17 protein-coding genes are annotated in these 20,600 nt (G+C 58.5%); 14 read left to right on the top strand and 3 right to left on the bottom strand.

Annotation, left to right across the window (positions count from 1 at the left end; genetic code table 11):
• The first annotated feature begins 78 nt into the window (after positions 1 to 78).
• From N2601_RS19925 to N2601_RS19890, 8 genes are all read left to right on the top strand, one after another.
• Positions 79 to 1,248: a transporter substrate-binding protein gene (locus tag N2601_RS19925; RefSeq protein ID WP_260304599.1), complete on the top strand. Its 1,170-nt coding sequence runs from the start codon at positions 79 to 81 to the stop codon at positions 1,246 to 1,248.
• Entirely contained in the window at positions 1,245 to 1,835 is a 591-nt protein-coding gene (locus N2601_RS19920; RefSeq protein WP_104826002.1) for an ANTAR domain-containing response regulator, read from the top strand. Before N2601_RS19925 ends, N2601_RS19920 begins: the two co-directional genes overlap by 4 nt.
• Before the next feature lie 26 nt (positions 1,836 to 1,861).
• A complete protein-coding gene (locus tag N2601_RS19915) occupies positions 1,862 to 2,755 on the top strand; it encodes a proline iminopeptidase-family hydrolase (protein WP_104826001.1) in 894 nt (297 codons plus the stop codon).
• A 79-nt stretch (positions 2,756 to 2,834) separates the two neighbouring features.
• The gene (locus tag N2601_RS19910; RefSeq protein WP_104827816.1) at positions 2,835 to 4,526 is read left to right on the top strand and encodes an ABC transporter substrate-binding protein; all 1,692 of its coding nucleotides are present in this window, start codon (positions 2,835 to 2,837) and stop codon (positions 4,524 to 4,526) included.
• Positions 4,527 to 4,601: 75 nt separating this feature from the next.
• Complete coding sequence (locus N2601_RS19905) at positions 4,602 to 5,639, top strand: ABC transporter permease (protein ID WP_104826000.1); 1,038 nt, start codon at positions 4,602 to 4,604, stop codon at positions 5,637 to 5,639.
• Positions 5,640 to 5,648: 9 nt separating this feature from the next.
• A complete protein-coding gene (locus tag N2601_RS19900) occupies positions 5,649 to 6,620 on the top strand; it encodes an ABC transporter permease (protein ID WP_104825999.1) in 972 nt (323 codons plus the stop codon).
• A gap of 2 nt (positions 6,621 to 6,622) precedes the next feature.
• Complete coding sequence (locus tag N2601_RS19895) at positions 6,623 to 7,648, top strand: ABC transporter ATP-binding protein (RefSeq protein ID WP_104825998.1); 1,026 nt, start codon at positions 6,623 to 6,625, stop codon at positions 7,646 to 7,648.
• Between the two features lie 11 nt (positions 7,649 to 7,659).
• The gene (locus N2601_RS19890; RefSeq protein WP_445945051.1) at positions 7,660 to 8,631 is read left to right on the top strand and encodes an ABC transporter ATP-binding protein; all 972 of its coding nucleotides are present in this window, start codon (positions 7,660 to 7,662) and stop codon (positions 8,629 to 8,631) included.
• A gap of 51 nt (positions 8,632 to 8,682) precedes the next feature.
• Here N2601_RS19890 and N2601_RS19885 read toward each other — a convergent pair whose 3' ends face one another.
• Positions 8,683 to 9,678: an AraC family transcriptional regulator gene (locus N2601_RS19885; protein ID WP_104825997.1), complete on the bottom strand. Its 996-nt coding sequence runs from the start codon at positions 9,676 to 9,678 to the stop codon at positions 8,683 to 8,685.
• A 639-nt stretch (positions 9,679 to 10,317) separates the two neighbouring features.
• Here N2601_RS19885 and N2601_RS19880 point away from each other — a divergent pair.
• Complete coding sequence (locus N2601_RS19880; protein ID WP_158704548.1) at positions 10,318 to 10,596, top strand: hypothetical protein; 279 nt, start codon at positions 10,318 to 10,320, stop codon at positions 10,594 to 10,596.
• A 503-nt stretch (positions 10,597 to 11,099) separates the two neighbouring features.
• A complete protein-coding gene (locus N2601_RS19875; RefSeq protein WP_445945050.1) occupies positions 11,100 to 12,647 on the top strand; it encodes a methyl-accepting chemotaxis protein in 1,548 nt (515 codons plus the stop codon).
• A gap of 347 nt (positions 12,648 to 12,994) precedes the next feature.
• On the opposite strand, the gene N2601_RS19870 is transcribed toward N2601_RS19875, so the two are convergent.
• Together N2601_RS19870 and N2601_RS19865 are read right to left on the bottom strand one after the other, a co-directional pair.
• On the bottom strand, positions 12,995 to 13,927 hold the full coding sequence (locus N2601_RS19870) for an MYG1 family protein (RefSeq protein ID WP_104825995.1): 933 nt from the start codon (positions 13,925 to 13,927) through the stop codon (positions 12,995 to 12,997).
• Between the two features lie 91 nt (positions 13,928 to 14,018).
• Positions 14,019 to 14,303: a hypothetical protein gene (locus N2601_RS19865; protein WP_104825994.1), complete on the bottom strand. Its 285-nt coding sequence runs from the start codon at positions 14,301 to 14,303 to the stop codon at positions 14,019 to 14,021.
• A 440-nt stretch (positions 14,304 to 14,743) separates the two neighbouring features.
• Between N2601_RS19865 and N2601_RS19860 the strand changes: the two genes are divergently transcribed.
• The 4 genes from N2601_RS19860 to N2601_RS19845 all read left to right on the top strand — a co-directional run bounded on the left by N2601_RS19860 (position 14,744) and on the right by N2601_RS19845 (position 20,599).
• The gene (locus tag N2601_RS19860) at positions 14,744 to 15,664 is read left to right on the top strand and encodes an ArsR/SmtB family transcription factor (RefSeq protein WP_104825992.1); all 921 of its coding nucleotides are present in this window, start codon (positions 14,744 to 14,746) and stop codon (positions 15,662 to 15,664) included.
• Positions 15,665 to 15,873: 209 nt separating this feature from the next.
• A complete protein-coding gene (gene arfA / locus N2601_RS19855; RefSeq protein WP_104827814.1) occupies positions 15,874 to 17,382 on the top strand; it encodes an arabinosylfuranosidase ArfA in 1,509 nt (502 codons plus the stop codon).
• A 200-nt stretch (positions 17,383 to 17,582) separates the two neighbouring features.
• Positions 17,583 to 19,484 carry an ABC transporter substrate-binding protein gene (locus N2601_RS19850; RefSeq protein WP_104825991.1) on the top strand — a complete coding sequence of 634 codons (1,902 nt, stop codon included), beginning with the start codon at positions 17,583 to 17,585 and terminating at the stop codon, positions 19,482 to 19,484.
• Positions 19,485 to 19,594: 110 nt separating this feature from the next.
• Positions 19,595 to 20,599: an ABC transporter permease gene (locus N2601_RS19845; protein WP_104825990.1), complete on the top strand. Its 1,005-nt coding sequence runs from the start codon at positions 19,595 to 19,597 to the stop codon at positions 20,597 to 20,599.
• The last annotated feature ends 1 nt before the right edge of the window (position 20,600 follow it).

Below are 20,600 nucleotides of genomic sequence, written 5' to 3'. Positions count from 1 at the left end.
CCCCAACGAGGATAGTCCATTGTCTTTCGAGCGGCGCGCAATCGGCCGCTGCCCATTCGGTGGGTTGCGGGACATCCTATGACCCGAAAGCCCGTCCCTCTCTCACTTCTTTATTCGACGACGGGCACTTATGCGACACTTGGCCGTGATGCCGTGGACGGAGCCTTGGCGGCAATCGCCGAACTCAACGGTGATTCCAGCTATTTCTTCCAATTCGACCCGCGTGTCGATGATCCAGCCGGGAGTGCGGAACGCTATGCCGAACTCGCCGAGGTCGCCATCCGGCAAAGGGGATGTCGGCACATCGTCGGCGCGATCACGTCTTGGAGCCGGAAGGAAGTGCTTCCAGTCGTCGAACGCCATGGCACGCTGCTCTGGTACGCCTTTCCGCACGAGGGCTATGAGACGAGTGACAGCGTCATCTATCTGGGCGCCTGTCCGAACCAGCATCTGTTGCCGCTGTTCGACTACGTCTTGCCGCGTTACGGCCGGCGGCCGTTCATCGTCGGCTCGAACTATATCTGGGGCTGGGAAATTGGCCGCATCGCCCGCGAGCTGACCGAGGCGGCGGGTGGCGAGGTGCTGGCAGAGCGCTTCGTGCCGCTTGGTTCGGAAGAGGTCGATCACCTGATTGCCGAAATCCGCCTGAAGCGGCCGGATTTCATCCTCTCCAACCTTGTTGGCCGTTCCGCCCATGCGTTCATCCGGGCCTATGCGGAACTGCGTGAGGAGAACGTCGATTTTAGCGCCGAACGCCGGCCGCTCGTGGCCTGCAACCTTTCGGAAATCGATCTCACCGACCTGAGTTCGCAAGCCAAGGCTGGGCACATCGTCACCAACATCTATCTGGACAGGCTCGACACTCAGGAAAATCGGCATTTCAAGACGCGATTGGCAGCTCGCCGTGGCGACGGCCGGCCGGTCACAGGGCCATTTGCCTTCGCCTATATGGCGGTTTCCGTCCTGGCCCAGGCGATCGCCGATGCCGGCACGGACGATCCGGATTTGATCCGCAAAGTGGTCACGCAACGGCGGTTCGATACGCCCATCGGGCCGATTTCGTTTGATCCGCGCACCCATTACGCCGGTTTGCGGCCATATATCGGCAGGTCCGACAGCGAGGGCGGTTTCGAGATTTTCGACACCGAAACCCCTGTTGTCGAAGCAGATCCCTATCTGGTGCGTTCGATTTTTCCCGGTAAGCCGAGCGTTTATGGGCCGGGCGCGGGATTGAAGGTGGTCAAATGAGCCGCTTCGAACGACCGATGTTTTCGAGGTGGCGCGCAGTGATCCTGCATCGGCCGCATCCGTCCGTCGAGGCGCTGACGCGCCAGTTGGAGTCGCTGCACATCCAGGTCAAAGCCGTCTGGCCGCAGCTCGATGAGCAGGATGCTCAGGCCGATGTGGTGTTCTTCGATGCCGACATGGGACACGACCAGCAATTTCCCTGGCCATCTGGCTTTTCGCCGATGCCGCTCGTCGCGTTGATCGGCTCGGAAGCGCCGGGGCGGATCGAATGGGTGCTCTCCCAGGGCTCGAACGCGCATATGCTGAAGCCGATCGGCTCGACAGGCGCCTATAGCGCGCTGCTGATCGCATCGCATGCCTACCAGAAAGCCCGCAGCCATGCCGATGATATCCGTGCGCTTGAGGACCGATTGCGTCAGCGACCGATCGTGGTGCGCGCCGTATTGCAATTGATGCAGCAGGGATATGCCGGCGAAGCCGCCGCTTTCAAACGCTTGAGACGCATCTCGATGGATTGGGGCATGACGGTCGAAGAGGCCGCGGACGCCATCTGCAAGAACGACAGGCGTACCCACGGCGGACATTAGGAAGACGAACAAGAAGGAGACGAAATATGGAGGTAATCGAAGGCTATGCGCCCTATGGCAGTTACAGGAGCTGGTACCGGATCACTGGAGACCTCGCATCCGGCAAGCCGCCGCTGATCGTCGCGCATGGCGGGCCTGGCTGCACGCATGATTATGTCGACAGTTTCAAGGATATCGCCGCCACCGGCCGCGCCGTCATCCACTATGACCAGGTGGGCAATGGCAAGTCCACGCACCTGCCGGAAAAGGGCGGTGATTTCTGGACGGTCGCCTTCTTCAAGGCGGAGCTCCATAACTTGATCGACCATCTGGGCATCCGGGACGCCTATTGCCTGCTCGGACAATCCTGGGGCGGCATGTTGTCGGCTGAATTCTCCGTCGATCGGCCGGCCGGTCTCAAGGCGCTCGTGATCGCCAATTCGCCCGCGGCAATGAAAACCTGGATTTCCGAGGCCAATCGCCTTCGCGAAGCCTTGCCGGCCGACGTGCAGGCCACGCTGCTCAAGCATGAACTGGCCGGCACCACGGGCAGCCCAGAATACGTCAAGGCAACAGACGTTTTCAACGAGCGCCATGTCTGCCGCGTCGTCCCCATGCCGCCGGAGGTAAAGCGCACCTTCGATGCCATAGCCGAGGACCCGACCGTCTACTACACGATGAACGGCCCCAACGAATTCCATGTCATTGGCACGATGAAGGATTGGTCGATCGTCGGTCGTCTTTCGACCATCGATGTCCCGACGCTGTTGATCTCTGGTCGCTACGACGAGGCGACGGAGGCCTGCGTGCAACCCTATGCCGATGAAATCCCGGATGTGCGCTGGCGGATCTTTGAACAGTCCAGCCACATGCCGCATGTCGAGGAACGCGCGGCCTGCATGGCCGAGGTTGGCGCATTTCTGAATGAGAAAGCGCCCTGAAAGCAAGAGACTGTCAACGGACCGGTCGTAAATAGCAGCCGTATCGAACCAGCTACAATGAGGGGAACAGACAATCATGATGACACGGACAACAACATTTTTCCGCGCGGGGGCAGCTTTCGCCGGCCTTCTGCTCGCCCAGACCATGCTTTCGGGGGTGGCTCACGCCGAGGACCGGGCCGCGCTCATGGCTCAGCATCGCGGTGGCACGATGACGCTCTCGGCCGTTTCGGCGGCCGGCACCATCGATCCGATGCTCAACTATACGGCCCAGTATTGGCAGATCTACCAGATGAGCTATGACGGCCTCGTCAAGTTCAAGCAGGCGGGTGGTACGGAAGGCTTCAAGATCGTGCCCGCGATCGCCGAGGAAATGCCGGAGATCAAGAATGACGGGAAAACCTATGTCTTCAAGATCCGCAAGGGCATCAAGTTCTGGAACGGCAAGGACGTCACGCCGGCCGATGTCGTGGCCTCGTTTCAGCGGATCTTCAAGGTCAAGGGTCCAACCATGGGCAGTTTCTACAATGGCATCGTCGGCGCCGATAAATGCATGGCTGATGGTGATACCTGCACGCTTGATGGCGGTGTGATTGCCGACGAGAAGGCTGGCACAGTCACCATCAATCTCACCGCGGCGGATTCGGAGTTCTTCGCCAAGCTTGCGGTACCGCATGCGAGTATCGTCCCAGCCGATACGCCCGCCAAGGATGCCGGCACGAGCCCCATACCGGGAACCGGTGCCTACATGATCGAAAGCTACAACCCAAATGAAAAGATGGTGTTGAAGCGCAATCCCTATTTCAAGGAATGGAGCGTCGATGCGCAGCCGGACGGCTATGCCGACGAAATCGACTATAAGTTCGGCATGACCGAGGAAGCCGGTATCAATGCCGTGATCAATGGTCAGGTGGACTGGATGTTCGACACGCCGCCGACGGATCGCCTGCCTGAGATCGGCTCGAAATACGCCAAGCAGGTTCGCATCGATCCGCTCGCGGCCTTTTGGTACGCGCCGATGAACGTCAATCTACCGCCCTTTAATAACATCAAAGCGCGACAGGCCCTGAACTATGCGCTCGATCGTGACGCACTCGTCGGGCTCTTCGGGGGTGAAGTGCTGGCACAGCCGACTTGCCAGATCCTGCCGCCCGATTTCCCCGGCCATGTCGATGATTGCATCTATACCAAGGACCCCGGCCCGAAGTGGTCGGAGGCAGATATGGACAAGGCCAAGCAACTGGTCGAGGAATCGGGCACGAAGGGTCAAAAGGTGACCGTGATCGCCGAAGACAACGCGGTTGCACGCGGCATCGGCACCTATATTCAGAGCGTCCTCAACGAGCTCGGCTATGATGCCTCAATGAAGGCGATCTCACCCAATATCGAGTTTGCCTACATTCAGAATACCAACAACAACGTCCAGATCAGCGTTACCCAGTGGTATATGGACTATCCGGCCGCGTCGGACTTTCTGAATGTGCTGCTCTCCTGCAGCAGCTTCAACAAAGGCAGCGATTCCTCGATCAATATCGCCGGCTATTGCAATAAGGACCTCGACGCCAAGATGAAGGCGGCCATGACCCTTTCGCTGACCGATGAGAAAGCCGCCAATGCCGAATGGGCCAAGATCGACAAGGCCTATATGGCTGAAGCGCCGCTGGCGCCGCTGTTCACGCCGAAGAGCGTGAATTTCACCTCCGCCCGCCTCGGAAATTATGCCTTCAACAAGCAGAACCGCTGGGTCATCTCCCAATCCTGGGTGAAGTAACCATCAGGCGGCGGCGCGATCAGCGCCGCCGCCTGCATGCGTGCCTGTTGTATATGACCCGTGCGGGAAAGCGAGATGAACGCCTTGGCCGATACCCCATCTTCCGAGATCGAAAGGCTCGACGCCGTTGCGACGCGTAGCGGCGCCGGTCCCTGGCGGCGGGCCTGGGTGCTCCTGAAACGCGACAAGCCGACGATCGCCGCCGTTTTCCTGCTCCTCGTGATCGTGTTGTCGAGCCTTGCGGCGCCATTCTACGCCGCCGATATCGCCGGCACGGATCCGTTCCGCTCCAACCTGAGCGGCAAGGTCACGGTCGACGGCAAAAAGGTGAAGATCATGCAGGCCTCTACCGAGGGGCTGGGCCTCGGCGTGACTCCGATCGGGCCGACCTGGGGAGCGCAATATTTCCTCGGTGCCGATACGCAGGGTCGCGACGTTGCCGCCCGCCTCCTCTATGGCGGAAGGAATTCCCTGCTGATCGCGTCGGCTGCGACGGCCGTCTGTCTCGTGCTGGCCGCAGCCATCGGCATATCTGCGGGTTTTTTCGGCGGCCTCGCAGATATCGTGCTGTCGCGCATTCTCGACATTCTCTGGGCGTTTCCCGTCTATCTGCTGGCGATCTCGCTTTCGATCGTGATGATTTCGAAGGGCGTTGTGATCGGCCCGATTGAAATCACTGCCGACAGTCTGCTCCTGCCGATCGGCATCATCGGCATCATCTACGTGCCCTATGTCGCAAGACCCGTCCGCGGCCGGGTGCTCGCGCTCAAGGAGAGCGAATTCGTGCTCGCGGCGGTCGGGCTCGGTATTCCAGCCTGGCGCATTCTGCTCAAGGACATTTTGCCGAACGTGTCGACCATGCTCATCGTCTTCATACCGCTGATGATGGCGCTCAACATCGTCACCGAGTCGTCGCTTTCGTTTCTTTCGATCGGCGTACAGGCGCCGGATGCGAGCTGGGGAACAATCATTCAGGATGGGCAGACGCTGCTCTATACGCGCCCGGCCGTGGCGCTCGCGCCCGGCATCGTCATCGCGCTCACCGTTCTCTCCCTTAACGTGGTCGGCGACAGCATCCGTGACGTGCTCGACCCACGCACCAAGATTGTCTGAGGGCGCGGGATGTTTGTCGCAATCTTCCAGCGTCTCGCCCAGATGATCTTCGTGATGTTCGGCATCTCGGCGCTCGTCTTCCTAATCTTCTTTGCGACGCCCGGCTCCGATCCGGCTGCCCGCATCGCCGGCCGCAATGCCTCTCAGGAAACTATCCAGGCCATCCGATCCGAATTCGGCTTCGATCGGCCGCTGCCCGTGCAATATGCGATCATGATGAAGCGGCTTTTCGTGACGCAGGATCTCGCCTCTTACGTCAATCGCGGCATGCGCGTGGTGCCGGAAGTCGCCGTCGCGGCGCCGGTGACCTTGTCGCTCGTCTTCGGCGCGGCAGTTCTCTGGATCCTGGGCGGCGTGGTGACCGGCGTCGTAGCCACCATGACACGGGGCAGCCTACTCGATCGCGGGCTGATGATGCTTGCGCTCGTCGGCGTTTCCATGCCGGTCTACTGGCTTGGCGAGGTAATGAATCTGATCTCCCAGAGCCGCCTTCACGATACCTGGCTTTTTTCCTGGGTGCCCGCACTCGGCTACAAGCCGCTTTTCGAAGATCCGCTGGGCTGGTTCAAGACGCTGATCATTCCGTGGATCACATTGGCGACGCTCTATATCGGGATTTACGGCCGCGTCCTGCGCGCCAACTTGGTGGAAGCCTATCACGAAGATTATATCCGCACCGCTCGTGCCAAGGGGCTGAGCCCGGCGCGGGTAATGCTCAGGCACGCGCTCCGGACGTCGCTGATCCCGTTCGTTACCATGTTCGGCCTCGATTTCGGCGCACTGGTTGGCGGCGCCGCATTGCTTACCGAAGTCGTCTTCGGCCTCAACGGTGTCGGACGGCTGACTTATCAGGCGCTGCTCAATCTGGATCTGCCGATGATTCTTGGCACGGTGATGTATGCCTCCTTTTTCGTCGTCCTCGCCAATGCGTGCGTGGACATCATCTACGTGCTGATCGATCCGCGCGTGAGAGGGAGTTGACGATGACCGGTTCCAACAAGCCTCTGCTTCTGGACGTCAAGGGTCTTACCGTGTCATTTGCGACCGACAAGGGCCTCGTCAAGGCTGTAGACGACGTCTCCTTTTCGGTTCGCCAGGGCGAAATTCTCTCCATTGTCGGCGAGTCCGGCTCTGGAAAATCGGTAACGCTTCTGTCGCTCCTCGGCCTTCACGATGCGAAGACCACCAGGGTCGACGGTGCGGTTGCCTTTCAAGGCGAGCGCATTCTCGAACTGCCGGCCAGCCGGATGCGAAGCATTCGCGGCAAGGGCATCGGCCTGATCTCGCAGGATCCGATGACCGCGCTGACCCCGGTCTATACGATCGGCTGGCAGATAGAAGAGCAGATCCGCGCTCATGAAAAACTCTCCGCTCGGGCAGCACGCAAACGCGCGATCGAACTTTTGGCGGAGGTGGGCTTCGCAAATCCGGCGGAGGCCGTCGGGCGCTATCCGCACCAGCTTTCCGGCGGCATGCGCCAGCGCGCCGTCATTGCGATGGCGATCTCCTGCAATCCGGCGCTCATCGTCGCCGATGAACCGACCACGGCGCTCGACGTGACCGTCCAGGCGCAGGTGCTCGATCTTCTGCTGCGGTTGCGCAAGGATTTTGGATCGGCGATCATCCTGATTACCCACGATATGGGTGTCGTTGCCGAAGTGGCCGATCAGGTCGCGGTCATGTATGCCGGCCGTATTGTGGAAAGCGGTCCGGCGAAAGCTATCTTTTCCCATCCCCTTCACCCCTATACCTGGGGCCTGATGGCCTCGATCCCGCCATTGACCGGCCCAAGACCCGAGCGGCTGATCTCGATCGGCGGCATGCCGCCCACACCCGAAAACATACCCGAGGGCTGCGGTTTTGCGCCGCGCTGTCGATTTGCCCGCGCTGAGTGCAACGCGCGTCCGCCGCTCAGACGGCTTGAGGATCAGGCCGGGCTCTGTGTGCTCGACGGCGACGAGCGGGAAACCCTGCGCCGGACCGTTCTTTGCCTGGAGGTGGCGGCGTGAGCACCGAGCAAATGCGAAAGCCTCTCCTTTCGGCTCACCAACTGACCAAGAATTTCGTCGTCGGTAAGACCATGATGCCGGGCTCGGGCCGGATATTGCATGCCGTAGACCAGATCAGCCTCGACGTGTTTCCGGGCGAGACGCTCGGCCTGGTCGGCGAATCCGGCTCCGGCAAGTCCACCTTGGGTCGTTGCATGACCCGGCTTTACGACGTGACTTCCGGCAGCCTCGCCTTCGAGGGCATCGAGATCGGCAAGGCGAATGCGCGGGCGCTGAAGCCAGTGCGGCGCAAAATGCAGATGATCTTCCAGGATCCTTCCTCCTCGCTTAATCCGCGCCGCAGGGTCCGCGATATCCTCGGCGAAGTGCTGAAGGTCCACGCGATCCGCACTGGTTCCGAAGTCGAGGATCGCCTTGCCGAACTCATGACTTTGGTGGGTCTGAGGCCTGAATATCTCGATCGTTATCCGCATGAATTTTCAGGCGGACAGCGCCAGCGGATCGGCATTGCGCGGGCGCTGGCGGTCGAACCGCAATTGATCGTCGCCGATGAACCGGTCTCCGCACTCGATGTTTCGGTACAGGCGCAGATCATCAATCTGTTCGCTGACCTCCGTGAGCGGCTGAACCTCACCTATTTGTTCATCGCTCACGATCTTCCCGTGGTTCGCCAGGTTTCGACCCGCGTGGCCGTCATGTATCTCGGTTCCATCGTGGAAATCGGCGAGACCGACACGCTCTACGCCGCCCCGCGCCATCCTTATACCCAGGCGCTGCTTTCAGCCATTCCGCAGCCGCATAAAGGGGGCAGACGCGAGCGCATCCTGCTCAAGGGCGAAATTCCAAGCCCGCTCAACCCTCCCAAGGGCTGCAAATTCTCGACCCGCTGTGCCTTTGCCCGAGATATCTGCCATGAAAGCCGCCCGCTTTTGACTGAAACCTCGACGAGCCATGGGGTTGCCTGCCACTTTCCCCTGGAGTGAACCAGCCCGGAGATCGGGTCTAAAGACGTTTGTGGATTGTCATATGCTTACTCAGCCTTCAGCTCCTGAGCGCTTCCTCGTCTCCGATGGAGTTTCTCCAAATGTCTGCCGATAGGTCACCGCGAATCTTCCGAAATGGAAGAAGCCCCACTTCAAGCATATTTCTTTGATCGACGTGCGGTTGGACTGATCCAGAAGATCTGCCCGGGCGGCTTGCAGACGAATCCCCCGCAGATAAGCCATTGGGGTTGTTTCCCTGAAAGCCCGAAAGCCCCCTTCCAGCGCGCGAATGGAAACACCAACAGCCTCGGCGACCATTTGCATCGTTATTGGCCGGTCAATGTTTGCGTGCATGAAGTCGATGGCACGTCGAACATGCCGGGGAGCAACCAGGTGGGGCTTCTTGGCTAATAGGTGAGATAGCTGATGTGGCGTCGTCCGCAATATCAAATCGGCGAGCGCGTTGACCATATACGACATCGCCATCGGAGATTGAATGAGCGGTCCGTTGTAGCGCATACCCGCAATGATCGTTTGCACGAGATTTCCGACCAATTGACCGGCTGACGTGGACAGATCCAGGATCGGCGTCAGATCAAGTGAGCCATTCAATGGCATCTCAAACATTGCTGCAACCGTTTGCTTCATGACCGCCCAGTCCAGTCGGAGCACATCGGACATATTCGGCGCACCTTGCAGAAAGAAACGTTCCGGCTGCTTGTTATTGACAAGCAGCACCTGGCCCGGCTTGACGTCAATCACTCGGCGACCAAGCGCTACGCCCCAGCCTCCGATGCGAGGTACCGCAATCGATAGCCACTCAGGCATTTCGGCCAGAGGACGTGCTTGCCATTCAACCTGGTAGTGACTGGTGACCAAGGTTGCTGCCCCTCCGGTATGGAAGTCGGCCTGCCAAAGGAAATCTGCCCCCCGGCCCAACTGGCTGGCCTCAAAGGGACCGAAGTTTTTCGTGTATATTTCGACCATATCGTCGAAGGTTGAGCCATGAAATCGCAGCGAGGATTTCACCAGGATATTGTCTGACATATGATTATTCGTTTGTGCGTGGACCGCTTGAAAGGCAATGGCAGGTCAAATGGCAACTTCGTCCAGATGGTCGGCGTCGAGATTTGGAAGTCTGCGAGCGCGCAAACAGACCCCGCCCAATAGCGAATGACACGCGGACAAACGATATCTGACGGCCGCCAAAGGCGACACGTACCTGTACCCGGCCAACTCTCTGGAACACCAAGAATCTGCACCGCGAGTACCAGTAGCGCCCCTCGAGAGAACGGAATTTTAAGGCCGGTCTCTAAGCGGTTCTTCCTGGCGACAGTTCGGACTGAATCTCGTCACGCCATAGCGATCCTTTAGTTTTTACTGCCGCGAAATGCGGCACTACTTCATGATCGCTCTTACCATCATGGGATCGCGCCATCGTGTCCAGTTTCCGCCAACATATCCAGAATGAGCAGCAAAGTTCACTTGAGGTTGTGAGAACCGAGGCGCATCCACGAAAATCCAATCTTTGTTAAGGGTTCGCGTCAATTCGTGAGTGCATAGGCGCAGTTGCTGAGACGCGGTTGTCTTCCAAGGACAATCTCCTGCTCTCCGGCATAATCGAAAGCCTATTCGCGCTGCGCAAATGATTTGTGGCGGCTTTTCTCCACTACCTTCAGAGGGCCGATGACGGCACCCCTGTCTCCTTCGTTCCCGGAGAACGTCGTGCCTAACCTCATTCCATTTCCAGCCCAGAACCGCGCTCGACCAGACGTCCAAACCTCGGATACCTTTTCCACGGCGCCCGAAGCACCTGACCTCTTACAATTGCTGGCGCGCAAACGTGAGATGCTGAGCAACGCGGCATATTATTTGGAGGCTCTTTGCGCGTCTCTGAAGGGCGATGTGACTGATGCGCCGCATCTTTCAATTAACGCTGACATGCGGCCCACGCAGAACGCGTGAAGGCTCACTTCTTCTTTCGTCTCTAACTGAAAATCATTCAATACGCCCGGCTTCAAGGGAGGAGGCTGCCGGCGGTGACAACACAAAGGATTCATATGTCTTTCTTGGCAAACCTTAAGATCGGTACGAAGCTTGCGCTTTCGTCGGGTATCGGAATTGTACTGATCATCGGTATTCTCATAAATCAGCAGATCGCCAGCGGTGAAATCAGTTCGGCGAATGCGGCCGTTTCTCGTGAACAAACGATTCTCAACGGCATTCAGACTGCCGCGGTATCTCTCGCCGAAATGCGGACAGCCGCTCATGAAATCGGCTCTGCTACGACGGCAAAGGAAGTTGAAGCTTCGCTCAGTCAAGCCAAAATCAGCGACCAACAAGCATGGGATGGCCTTGAGCAGCCCATCAGTATCGCTCTGAAGCCTGATGTCTTGAAGGACATCCGCAATGGTTTGCGCGAGTATGATGGCCTCATAACAAAACGTGCCTCCGCTTTGACCGCAGCCATGTCCAAGAAGAATGGCTCGCCATTGAGCCCGGCAGAAGTCGAAGCGGCGTTGGGCGTCGTCTCCGAGGTGGATATCAACCAGGTTATGGAGCGCACGCACACGGCAACGGACGCCTCGATCCAGAACGCTCGCCACTTTACGCAGGAAGCAAGAGCTGCGCTGGCGGCCTCGGTTTCAACGGCGGAAACGATCTCTTTGATCGTCGGCGCAAGCGTTGTTCTTGTCTTGTTTGCATCAGCGATCGCGTTGATGATCGGCGTTGCCAAGCCCATCAAGCTGATGACCTCAGCAATGCGCCGGCTCGCTGATGGCGACATGAATGTCGATATCGCCTCCGTGACGCGTCGAGACGAAATAGGCGCCATGTATGAAGCCGTTAAGGTCTTCCAACAGAATGCAGTCGCCAACAGGCGCCTCGAAGAAGAGGCTACCGCCTCTCGCGGCCATCAGGAAGCCGAACGCGCCGAACTCCAGCGCCGCACGGAGCGTGAAGCCGAACAATTGCGCTTTGCCTCTGACAATCTCGCCTCAGGTCTGAAACGGCTTGCCGCCGGCGATCTGGCCTTCCAGATCAATGAGGCCTTCGCACCGGATTTCGAGCCGCTGCGCCGGGACTTCAATCAGTCGGTCCAGCAGCTTGGCGCCGCACTTTCGACGATCGCGGACAGCATTGGCGCCATGAACAATGGCACGCGCGAAATCTCGTCGGGTGCGCAGGATCTCTCCAGACGGACGGAACAACAGGCCGCCTCACTCGAAGAAACCGCCGCCGCACTCGACGAGATCGTCGTCAACGTTGGTTCGTCGACAAAGCTGACGGAAGAGGCCCGCGCTGTCGCGAGCCAGGCCAATCAGAGCGCGCAGAAATCCGCCGAAGTGGTTTCTCATGCCGAGGAGGCGATGCGGCGGATCGAGGAGAGCTCGCAGCAAATCTCCAACATCATAGGCGTTATCGACGAGATTGCTTTCCAGACCAATCTTCTGGCGCTCAACGCCGGAGTGGAGGCAGCCCGAGCAGGCGAAGCAGGCAAGGGCTTTGCGGTCGTCGCACAGGAAGTGCGCGAGCTTGCTCAGCGCTCGGCGCAGGCGGCAAAGGAGATCAAGGGCCTGATCCAAACGTCGACCACCGAAGTGCAAAGCGGCGTCAAGCTGGTGCGCGATACCGGCGAGGCGCTAAACGTCATCGGCGGCTTCATTGGCCAGATCAACAATCACATGAATGCGATCGCCGTGTCCGCAAAGGAGCAGTCGACGGGTCTTGCCGAGATTAACACGGCGATCAATTCGATGGATCAGACGACGCAGCAGAATGCCGCCATGGTGGAGCAATCGACCGCCGCGGCTTCCAATCTTACGCAGGAGGCCGCGAAGCTACGGGATCTCATTGGCAACTTTAGGCTTGAAGACGCCGTCGGCCCGCGTGCCATCCGCGAAACGACCAAGCCTGTTGCCTCTCCGGCCCGCGCCCTTAGCAACAAGCTCTCCCGCGTCTTCGGCGGAAAGACGGCAACTGCCGCCGCTGTAAAGGAATGGGAAGACTTCTGATCGAAGCAACACCTTCAGCCGCCAGTCAGGCCACGACGCTGGAAATCATCGCCTTCCGTCTCAGTGGCTAGCGGTTCTGCATTGAGACAACTTCGGTCTGGGAAATCCGGGATGGGCAGCGGTCACGCCGCTGCCCATCCCATGTTCTCGGCGTGATGAACTTGCAAGGCTCCGAACAATTGGTCTCTTTGCGTCAAGTCTACCATTCCGCCCTTTAAAGCAAATTCATAGGCAATTGCGAAAGCGAAATGCGGGACAAGGAGCCGGTCGATTACGAGGTCGATCAGGTAAGGCTTTCAGAACGAGCGGGCCGACTAGGCACCGCTCCATCATCTGCCTGGCAAGCGTCAGCCGGTCATGCCGACTTCAGCCTCCGTCACCGCCAGCTCGGCCATGGCGAGTGCAGCCTCGCGGGTCCTGGCGGCGGCGATGAACCGGCCGCTGTGGCAAAAGCTCGCGCCCTCTATGCCGCAAGCCACTTCCAGATCGCGGTCGGTCAAGCCCGCCCAAGAGGCAGGCAGGTCTGCCCTCAGCTCGAAACCCTCATCCGCACGGCGGATGCCGGTCAGACACCAATCATTTTCGCGCGGGTGAACGACAAACAGCAGGTGATCGGCGCCTGCCTTCACGATGGCGGGGCGGAAGGGCATTCCCATTGGGAGTTCCAGAATGCGCCCCTTGCCTGCATCCATGATTGCCTGGTGCACGAGCGCTTCGGCCCGCAACTTTGCGGCGCTTTGGGCTATCCTCGCCTCGACGAAACTTCGGGCAATGGCAAGAGCGTTTTGGAAACCGCGATCTTCGGCCTCGGGGTTTGCCTCGTCAAAAACGGGCTTTAAGGTTTCCAGCAGCGCCGGCAACGTGAGCCCAGCCAGCGCTCCCGCAACGGAGGGGCTGAGCGCACCATTGTCAACGAGATCGACCGGCAGCACAAAACTAGCATCGAAGGAGGCATGTACCGCCTCGATATGCGCTTCGGGAAGACCCGAGGCGGCGAGGTAATCACGGCCATAATGCTTCCAGATCAAACCGAACGAACTGTATGGTTGGCCACTCTCCCGCAGCGGCGCGCCGCGCTGATGGTGATCGAAGATCCGCGCGGCGGCGTCATATCTGCCGCCCACATCGTAGATGATACGGTCTGGGCCGGGGGTGGTCCATTCCGGCATCCGGCTGCGGATGAGACGCGCCTGCGGAAAAAGCCGGGTCAGGATGACGCTGGACAACAGTTCGTCGGCATGGAAACCGCCGGAATGGGTGACGAGGAAATCTGGGATCATGCGGGGGCTATGCCTTGTTGTTCGCGGAGTATCCGCTGGGGGTCTAGCAGCAGATAGCCGTTGCTGCATCCCATCTCAACGGGCCATTTGCTTATTTGGGCGGGCTGGTCCGGCCTCCTTCGGGGGATTCGCTCGCGAGCAAACTTTTGTACGCCTCGAAGTTTTGATCCTGAAACCCCTCGATCTCCGACCAAAGGCGTTCCCGATCCGTCACTGCTATGTCTGCCGCATCGAGAACATGCGACAGAATCGTGCAGAGTCGATTGATACGAACTAGCTGATTTCCCAGCTCTTCAGCGGTAACCGGTCGCGACAGCTTGTCAGCGTCAAGGACAACGCTGTCCGGGCCGAAATCTTTAGCTTGCCATTTCACCATCCAGCTCACCTTCTGTCAGATTTTTACTTCACCCCTGCTAGCAGACACAATGAGATCGGCGAGCCAAAGAGCGCTATATCGCGGATGCAAATTTTCCAAGCTCCCGATCCTTTACGATCCCGCTCATCCCGACCAAGCGCAGGCGGACTCGCTTTTCGGCATCTGGCTCCTGCCAGTCGTCCTTTTGCCACCGGCATTCCTCATCATCCTGATCGGAGCCACTATCCTGCGCCTCTAGCGGGCGCCTGTGAACGTCAGCAGTCTATCAAGCAACAGATTTCCAATGGATAATCGTCGATTGAGCTTCTGAAGATGCTGCCCCTATAGTTGGAAAAAATAAAAGCCGGCGGCACTGACACTGAAGTCAATTTTAGCCAGTCAGTCTTGATACATCGAGATTTCAGATATAAAACGTAATTTCAAGAATACTGGGGAGCGTAATGGAACACTCGTTCTTGACCATCGACGCCAGCGAGAACGAGAATGCTATAAGAGCGCTCTCGGCGCCTGTACGCATACAACTCCTCAAGTTGCTTTGCTCAAAAGGGCCGATGAACGTTAATGACATGGCGCGAACGCTCTCTTTGCCTCAGTCAACGGTCGCCACCGGCATTCAGATCTTGGAAGAGGCGGGACTGGTTGAATCCCGTCTTGCCAAGGCACGCAAGGGCAATCAAAAAATTTGCTCCGCGATTTATAATGAAATTCTGATCAGTTTCCAGGACACGACCGTTCAGAAGGACGACTTCATCGAGGTTGCGATGCCGGTCGGTCTCTATACGAGCTGTGACATTCATGCGCCCTGTGGTCTCTGCTCCACCGAAACTGTGCTCGGCCTTCTCGACGTGCCCGACTATTTCTTGGATCCACAACGCATGCAGGCGGGTCTCATCTGGTTTGGCAGAGGGCATGTCGAGTATAAATTCCCCAATAATGCCAAGGTCTTGAACAAGACCGTGCGCGCCATCGAATTTTCGATGGAATTGTCTTCTGAAGTGCCAGGCACCAATCCCGATTGGCCCTCCGACATCACGCTCTGGGTTAACGGAATGGCGATTGGAACCTGGACCTCGCCGGGCGACTATGGCGACAAGCGTGGCGCCTTCACGCCGGCATGGTGGAAGCTCGAGGGTTCGCAATACGGGAAGCTGAAGACCTGGCGCATTTCCACACGCGGAACCTTCATCGACGGCATGGCCGCCTCCAATGTCACGGTCAGCGACCTCGCCCTTGCCCAACATTCCTCCATCCGGCTCCGCATCGGCATCGCCGAAAATGCCAGCAACACCGGCGGGGTCAATATTTTCGGCCGCGGCTTTGGAAATTATGGCCGAGACATCGTCATGCGGCTGTATGTTTGAAGATAAATATCGGAAATCCTGATTATTAAATCGCGTTCCGTTCCCGTTCCAAGCCACCCATCCGCAAGGAGAACTACTTGTAATTAAATAGCTTTTTCAGGAATTTGCACGGGAAAAATCAAAAACGCGGCACAATTGACACTGCCATTTATCGCTATCAAGATAGATACAAGAAAACAAGAAATCTGATGCATAAATGGGAGGGTTCGTTGAAGGCGAACGTCATTGTCCATCGCGATTTCCAGGTCGCGACCATCGATTCCAGACTTTACAGCTCGTTCCTCGAACATCTCGGCAGGGCGATTTACGGCGGCATTTACGAGCCCGGACATCCGACTGCCGATGAGCACGGGTTCCGGCGCGATGTCATCGATCTCGTTCGCCAGCTCGATACGCCCTATTGCCGTTATCCCGGCGGCAACTTCGTATCGGCCTATAATTGGGAAGATGGAGTAGGCCCGCGCTCGGAGCGCCCGGTCCGTCTCGACCTTGCCTGGCGCACCCGCGAAAGCAACCAGATCGGCGTGAACGAATTCGTCGACTGGTGCAAGAAGGCAAATACCAAGCCGATGCTTGCCGTCAATCTCGGCTCGCGCGGCCTGGATGCAGCTCGCAATTTCCTCGAATATTGCAATCATCCCGGCGGCACCTATTGGTCGGACCTGCGCCGCAAGCATGGCTGGACAAATCCCCATGATGTCAAATTGTGGTGCCTCGGCAACGAGATGGACGGCCCTTGGCAAGTCGGCCACAAATCAGCCTATGAATATGGCCGGCTGGCCGATGAGACGGCGAAGGCCATGCGCGGCTTCGACAAATCTCTGGAACTGGTCGTCTGTGGCTCGTCGAATTCTGACATGAAGACCTATCCCGATTGGGAAGCGCAGGTTCTGGACCAGTGCTATGACAGCGCCGATCATATCTCATTGCACATGTATTTCGCCAATCGCGAAAAGAACACGCTCAACTATCTGGCCAAGGCCGAAAAGCTCGACCGCTACATCGTCACCATCGGTGGCGTCATCGATTATATCAAGGCGAAGAAGCGGTCGAAGAAGACGATCGGCATTTCCTTCGATGAGTGGAATGTCTGGTACCATTCCAACCAGCAGGACAAGGAGATCCTTGCTCGTGATGAATGGCCGGATGCGCCGCATTTGCTGGAAGACGTCTATAATTTCGAAGACGTTCTGCAGGTGGGCGGCATTCTCAACACCTTCATTCGCCGCTCGGATCGCGTGCGCATCGCCTGCATCGCCCAGCTCGTCAACGTCATTGCCCCGATCATGACCGAGGATGGCGGCCCGGCCTGGCGTCAGACGATTTACTATCCCTTCTATTTCGCCTCGAAATATGGGCGTGGATCGGCGCTACAATTGATCACCGACGGTCCGACCTACGATTGCGACGAGGCAAACGACGTTCCGTATCTCGATGCGTCAGCCGTTCTTTCCGACGACGGCAAGACCCTGACCTTCTTCGCCGTCAACCGCCACACGCAGACCGCGCTCGATTTCGACGCCCGCCTGGACGGCTTTGCAAATGCCCGCATTGTCGAGCAGGTGGAGATGACCCACGGCGACCTGCAGGCGGTCAACACCGCCACGCGGCCGGAAACGGTCGTCCCGGTCCATGTCGAAACCGCAAAAATCGAGGATGGCAGGCTGCGGGCGGCGCTGAAGCCGCTGTCCTACAGCGTCATCCGGCTGTCGGTGTGACGACCATTTGCCGGCAGGGCTACCGGCCCTGACCGAGGCATATCCGGCGCGCGTTGCGAGGAGGCAACCGAGCCGGAGGAATGGTTCGCAGAAGCCCAGGACCTGACTTGCTCGGTCCTGACGCGGCTGCGAACCGACAAACTGCGACGTGCCAGGCGTCCCTGCGGCCGCTCTCTCGTCGCTCTCAAAGGGAGGAGATCATGCAGCATTGGAAGAAGCTTGCATTCGGCGTCGCCCTGGCCACACTTGGCCTGATGGCGGCAGCGAAGGCCGATGACTATACCTCCTTGCCGCGCAAGGAGACGCTCATCGTCGAGAATCCGGAAGGGACGATCAAGAATCCCGGCTGGTTCAATATCTGGGTCAATGGCGGCGGCGGCGTTTCGACCGGCCTGCAGCAACTGACCATGGATACGCTCTGGTATATCGATCCCGAACAGGGACTTGGCGGCTCGACCTGGGACAATTCCCTGGCTGCCGACAAGCCGCAATATAATGCCGACTTCACCGAGATGACCGTGAAGCTGCGCAAGGGGCTTTATTGGAGCGACGGCGTGGAATTCACCGCCGACGACGTGGTCTATACCGTCAAGACGCAGATGGACCATCCCGGCATGGTTTGGAGTGCGGCCTTCTCTGTGCAGGTGGCAAGCGTCGAGGCGACCGATCCCTATACCGTCGTCTTCAAACTCAAGAAGCCCAATTCCCGCTTTCACGCGCTCTTCACCGTTCGTTGGAACGGCGCCTGGATCATGCCGAAGCATATTTTCGAGAAAGTGGCCGATCCGGTTCGGTATGATTTCGCCAATCCCATCTCGCTCGGGGCCTATAAGCTGAAGGCCTATGATCCCCAAGGCAAATGGTACACCTGGGAGAAGCGCGACGACTGGCAGCGCACCTCGCTTGCCCGCTTCGGCGAGCCGGCGCCGAAATATGTCACCTATGTCGATCCAGGCCCGCCGGATAAACGCACCATCGCTCAGATCGAGCACAATCTGGATATTATCCATGACAACACGCCCGAGGGCATGTTCACGCTCAAGGAGAAATCCAAGACAGTCGATAGCTGGTTCCCCGGCTTCCCCTTCGCTCATCCCGACCCGACGCTTCCTGCCGTGATCTTCAACACGCAGGATCCCACCTTCCAGAATCCGGATGTGCGCTGGGCGCTCGCGCTGCTTATCGACATCAAGGCCGTGGATATGGCGAGCTACCGTGGCGCCGCCACTCTTTCGGCGCTTGGCGTTCCGCCGACGGCCATCGCCATGAAGGATTACCAGGCGCCATTGCAGGACTGGCTCAAGACGTTCGAGATCGATACCGGCAAGCGTAAGATCAAGCCCTATGACCCGACGGTCGGCCAACAGATCGCCGATATCCTGCGCAAGCAGCCGAAATTCAAGGACCAGATCCCGACCGATCCGGCAGCCATCAACACCGCGTTCGGCTACGGCTGGTGGAAGCCGGATCCCCAGGCTGCAGCCGAGCTTCTGGAAAAGGCAGGCTTCAAGAAGACTGGCGGCAAATGGATGACGCCAGATGGCCAGCCGTTCAAGATCCGCATGAGTGTCGAAGGCGACACCCGCTCGGTCTTCACCCGCGCCGGCACGCTGATTGCCCAGCAATGGGCCGCTTTCGGCATCGATTCCAAAGCCGTTCCGTCCACCAGCCTGTGGCAGACGTCACTCCAGCCGGGTGACTTCCAGGTGGCGATCGCCTGGAGCGTCGAAACCTGGGGCGGCGATCCCGACCTCTCTTTCTTCCTCGATAGCTGGCATTCGGAATTCGTTGCCAAGAAGGGTGAAAACCAGCCGCCGCGCAATTGGCAGCGCTGGTCCAATCCCGAGCTCGATAAGATCATCGAGAGCATTCGCAAGGTCAGCGCCGACGATCCCAAGGGCATCGAACTGGGCAACGACTATCTGAAACTGGTGGCCCGTGAAATGCCGACCATTCCGCTGATGTCCTACAACGTCTTCACGTCGATGGATACCACCTACTGGAAAGGCTATCCGACCATTGCTGATCCTTATACCGATCCGGTTCCCAATTGGGCGAACTCCCGGTTGATGATGGTCAAGCTGAAGCCGGCGCAGCCATAATCCTCCCGACCCTGACGCGGTGTCCGCCGCGTCAGGTACCTGTCGCCGGACACTAGGCAGGTCCGGCGAACTTTCTTGAAGCAAGTGCCAGCAGCAAGGAACACCGCGGTATGGCGTCTTATCCTGTTTTCTTATTGAGGCGGTTCGGCCAGTTCCTGCTCGTGGTCTTCATCGGCATTTCCGCGACCTTCTTCGTTACGCATCTGACACCGATCGATCCTGTCGAGGAAAGCATCGGCTCGATTCAGCAGATGGGTCAGTCCGACCCGCGCGCCGTCGAATTGATGCGACAGTCCCTTCGTGCGCTTTACGGTCTCGAAGGGTCCATATGGCAGCAATACCTGCATTTCTGGGGCCGTCTTGCGACCGGCGATCTCGGCCCCTCGCTCTCGGCCTTCCCGACGCCCGTCTCCACAATCATCCTGCGCTCCCTGCCCTGGACGATTGGGCTCATGACAGTTTCGACGCTGATCACATTCATTCTTGGCAATATAGTCGGAGCGCTGGCTGGGTATTATCGGAAAAACATGGCGCTCAAGGCCGTGAGCCTCATCTTCATCGCCATGCAACCGATCCCCTACTATATCTTCGCTTTCGTGCTGATCATCCTCTTCGGTTACGTGTGGCCGATCCTGCCGATCAACGGCGGTTATGAGATGAACACCAATCTCAACCTGTCTCTGGCTCTGATCCTGGACATTCTGAAGCATTCGATCCTGCCGGCGCTTTCGCTGATTCTCGTCGGCACCGGCAGTTGGCTGATCGGCATGCGTGCCTTGGTCTCCAACATCATCACCGAGGATTACGTAGTCTTTGCCGAACTCGGCGGCGTCCAGAAAAGGCGCATTCTCCGCTCCTATATCGCTCGCAATGCCATGGTGCCGCAATTCACTGGCCTTGCGATGTCGCTCGGCGCCATCTTCAACGGCACGGTGATCACGGAGATCGTCTTCGGCTATCCCGGCATCGGCAACCTGCTGATTTCAGCGGTGCATGCCGGTGATTACAGCCTCGTCCTCGGCCTCAGCGCATTGTCGATCGTCGGTGTCGCGGCGGCCGTCTTCATTATCGACGTCCTTAGCCCGCTTATCGATCCGCGCATCAAGGTGGAATAGA

The sequence above is a fragment of the Rhizobium sp. CB3060 genome, from assembly GCF_025200735.1.
Classification (GTDB): domain Bacteria; phylum Pseudomonadota; class Alphaproteobacteria; order Rhizobiales; family Rhizobiaceae; genus Rhizobium.
The sequence above is the reverse complement of the archived record's forward strand: the minus strand, read 5'-3'. Positions and strand labels throughout refer to the sequence as shown.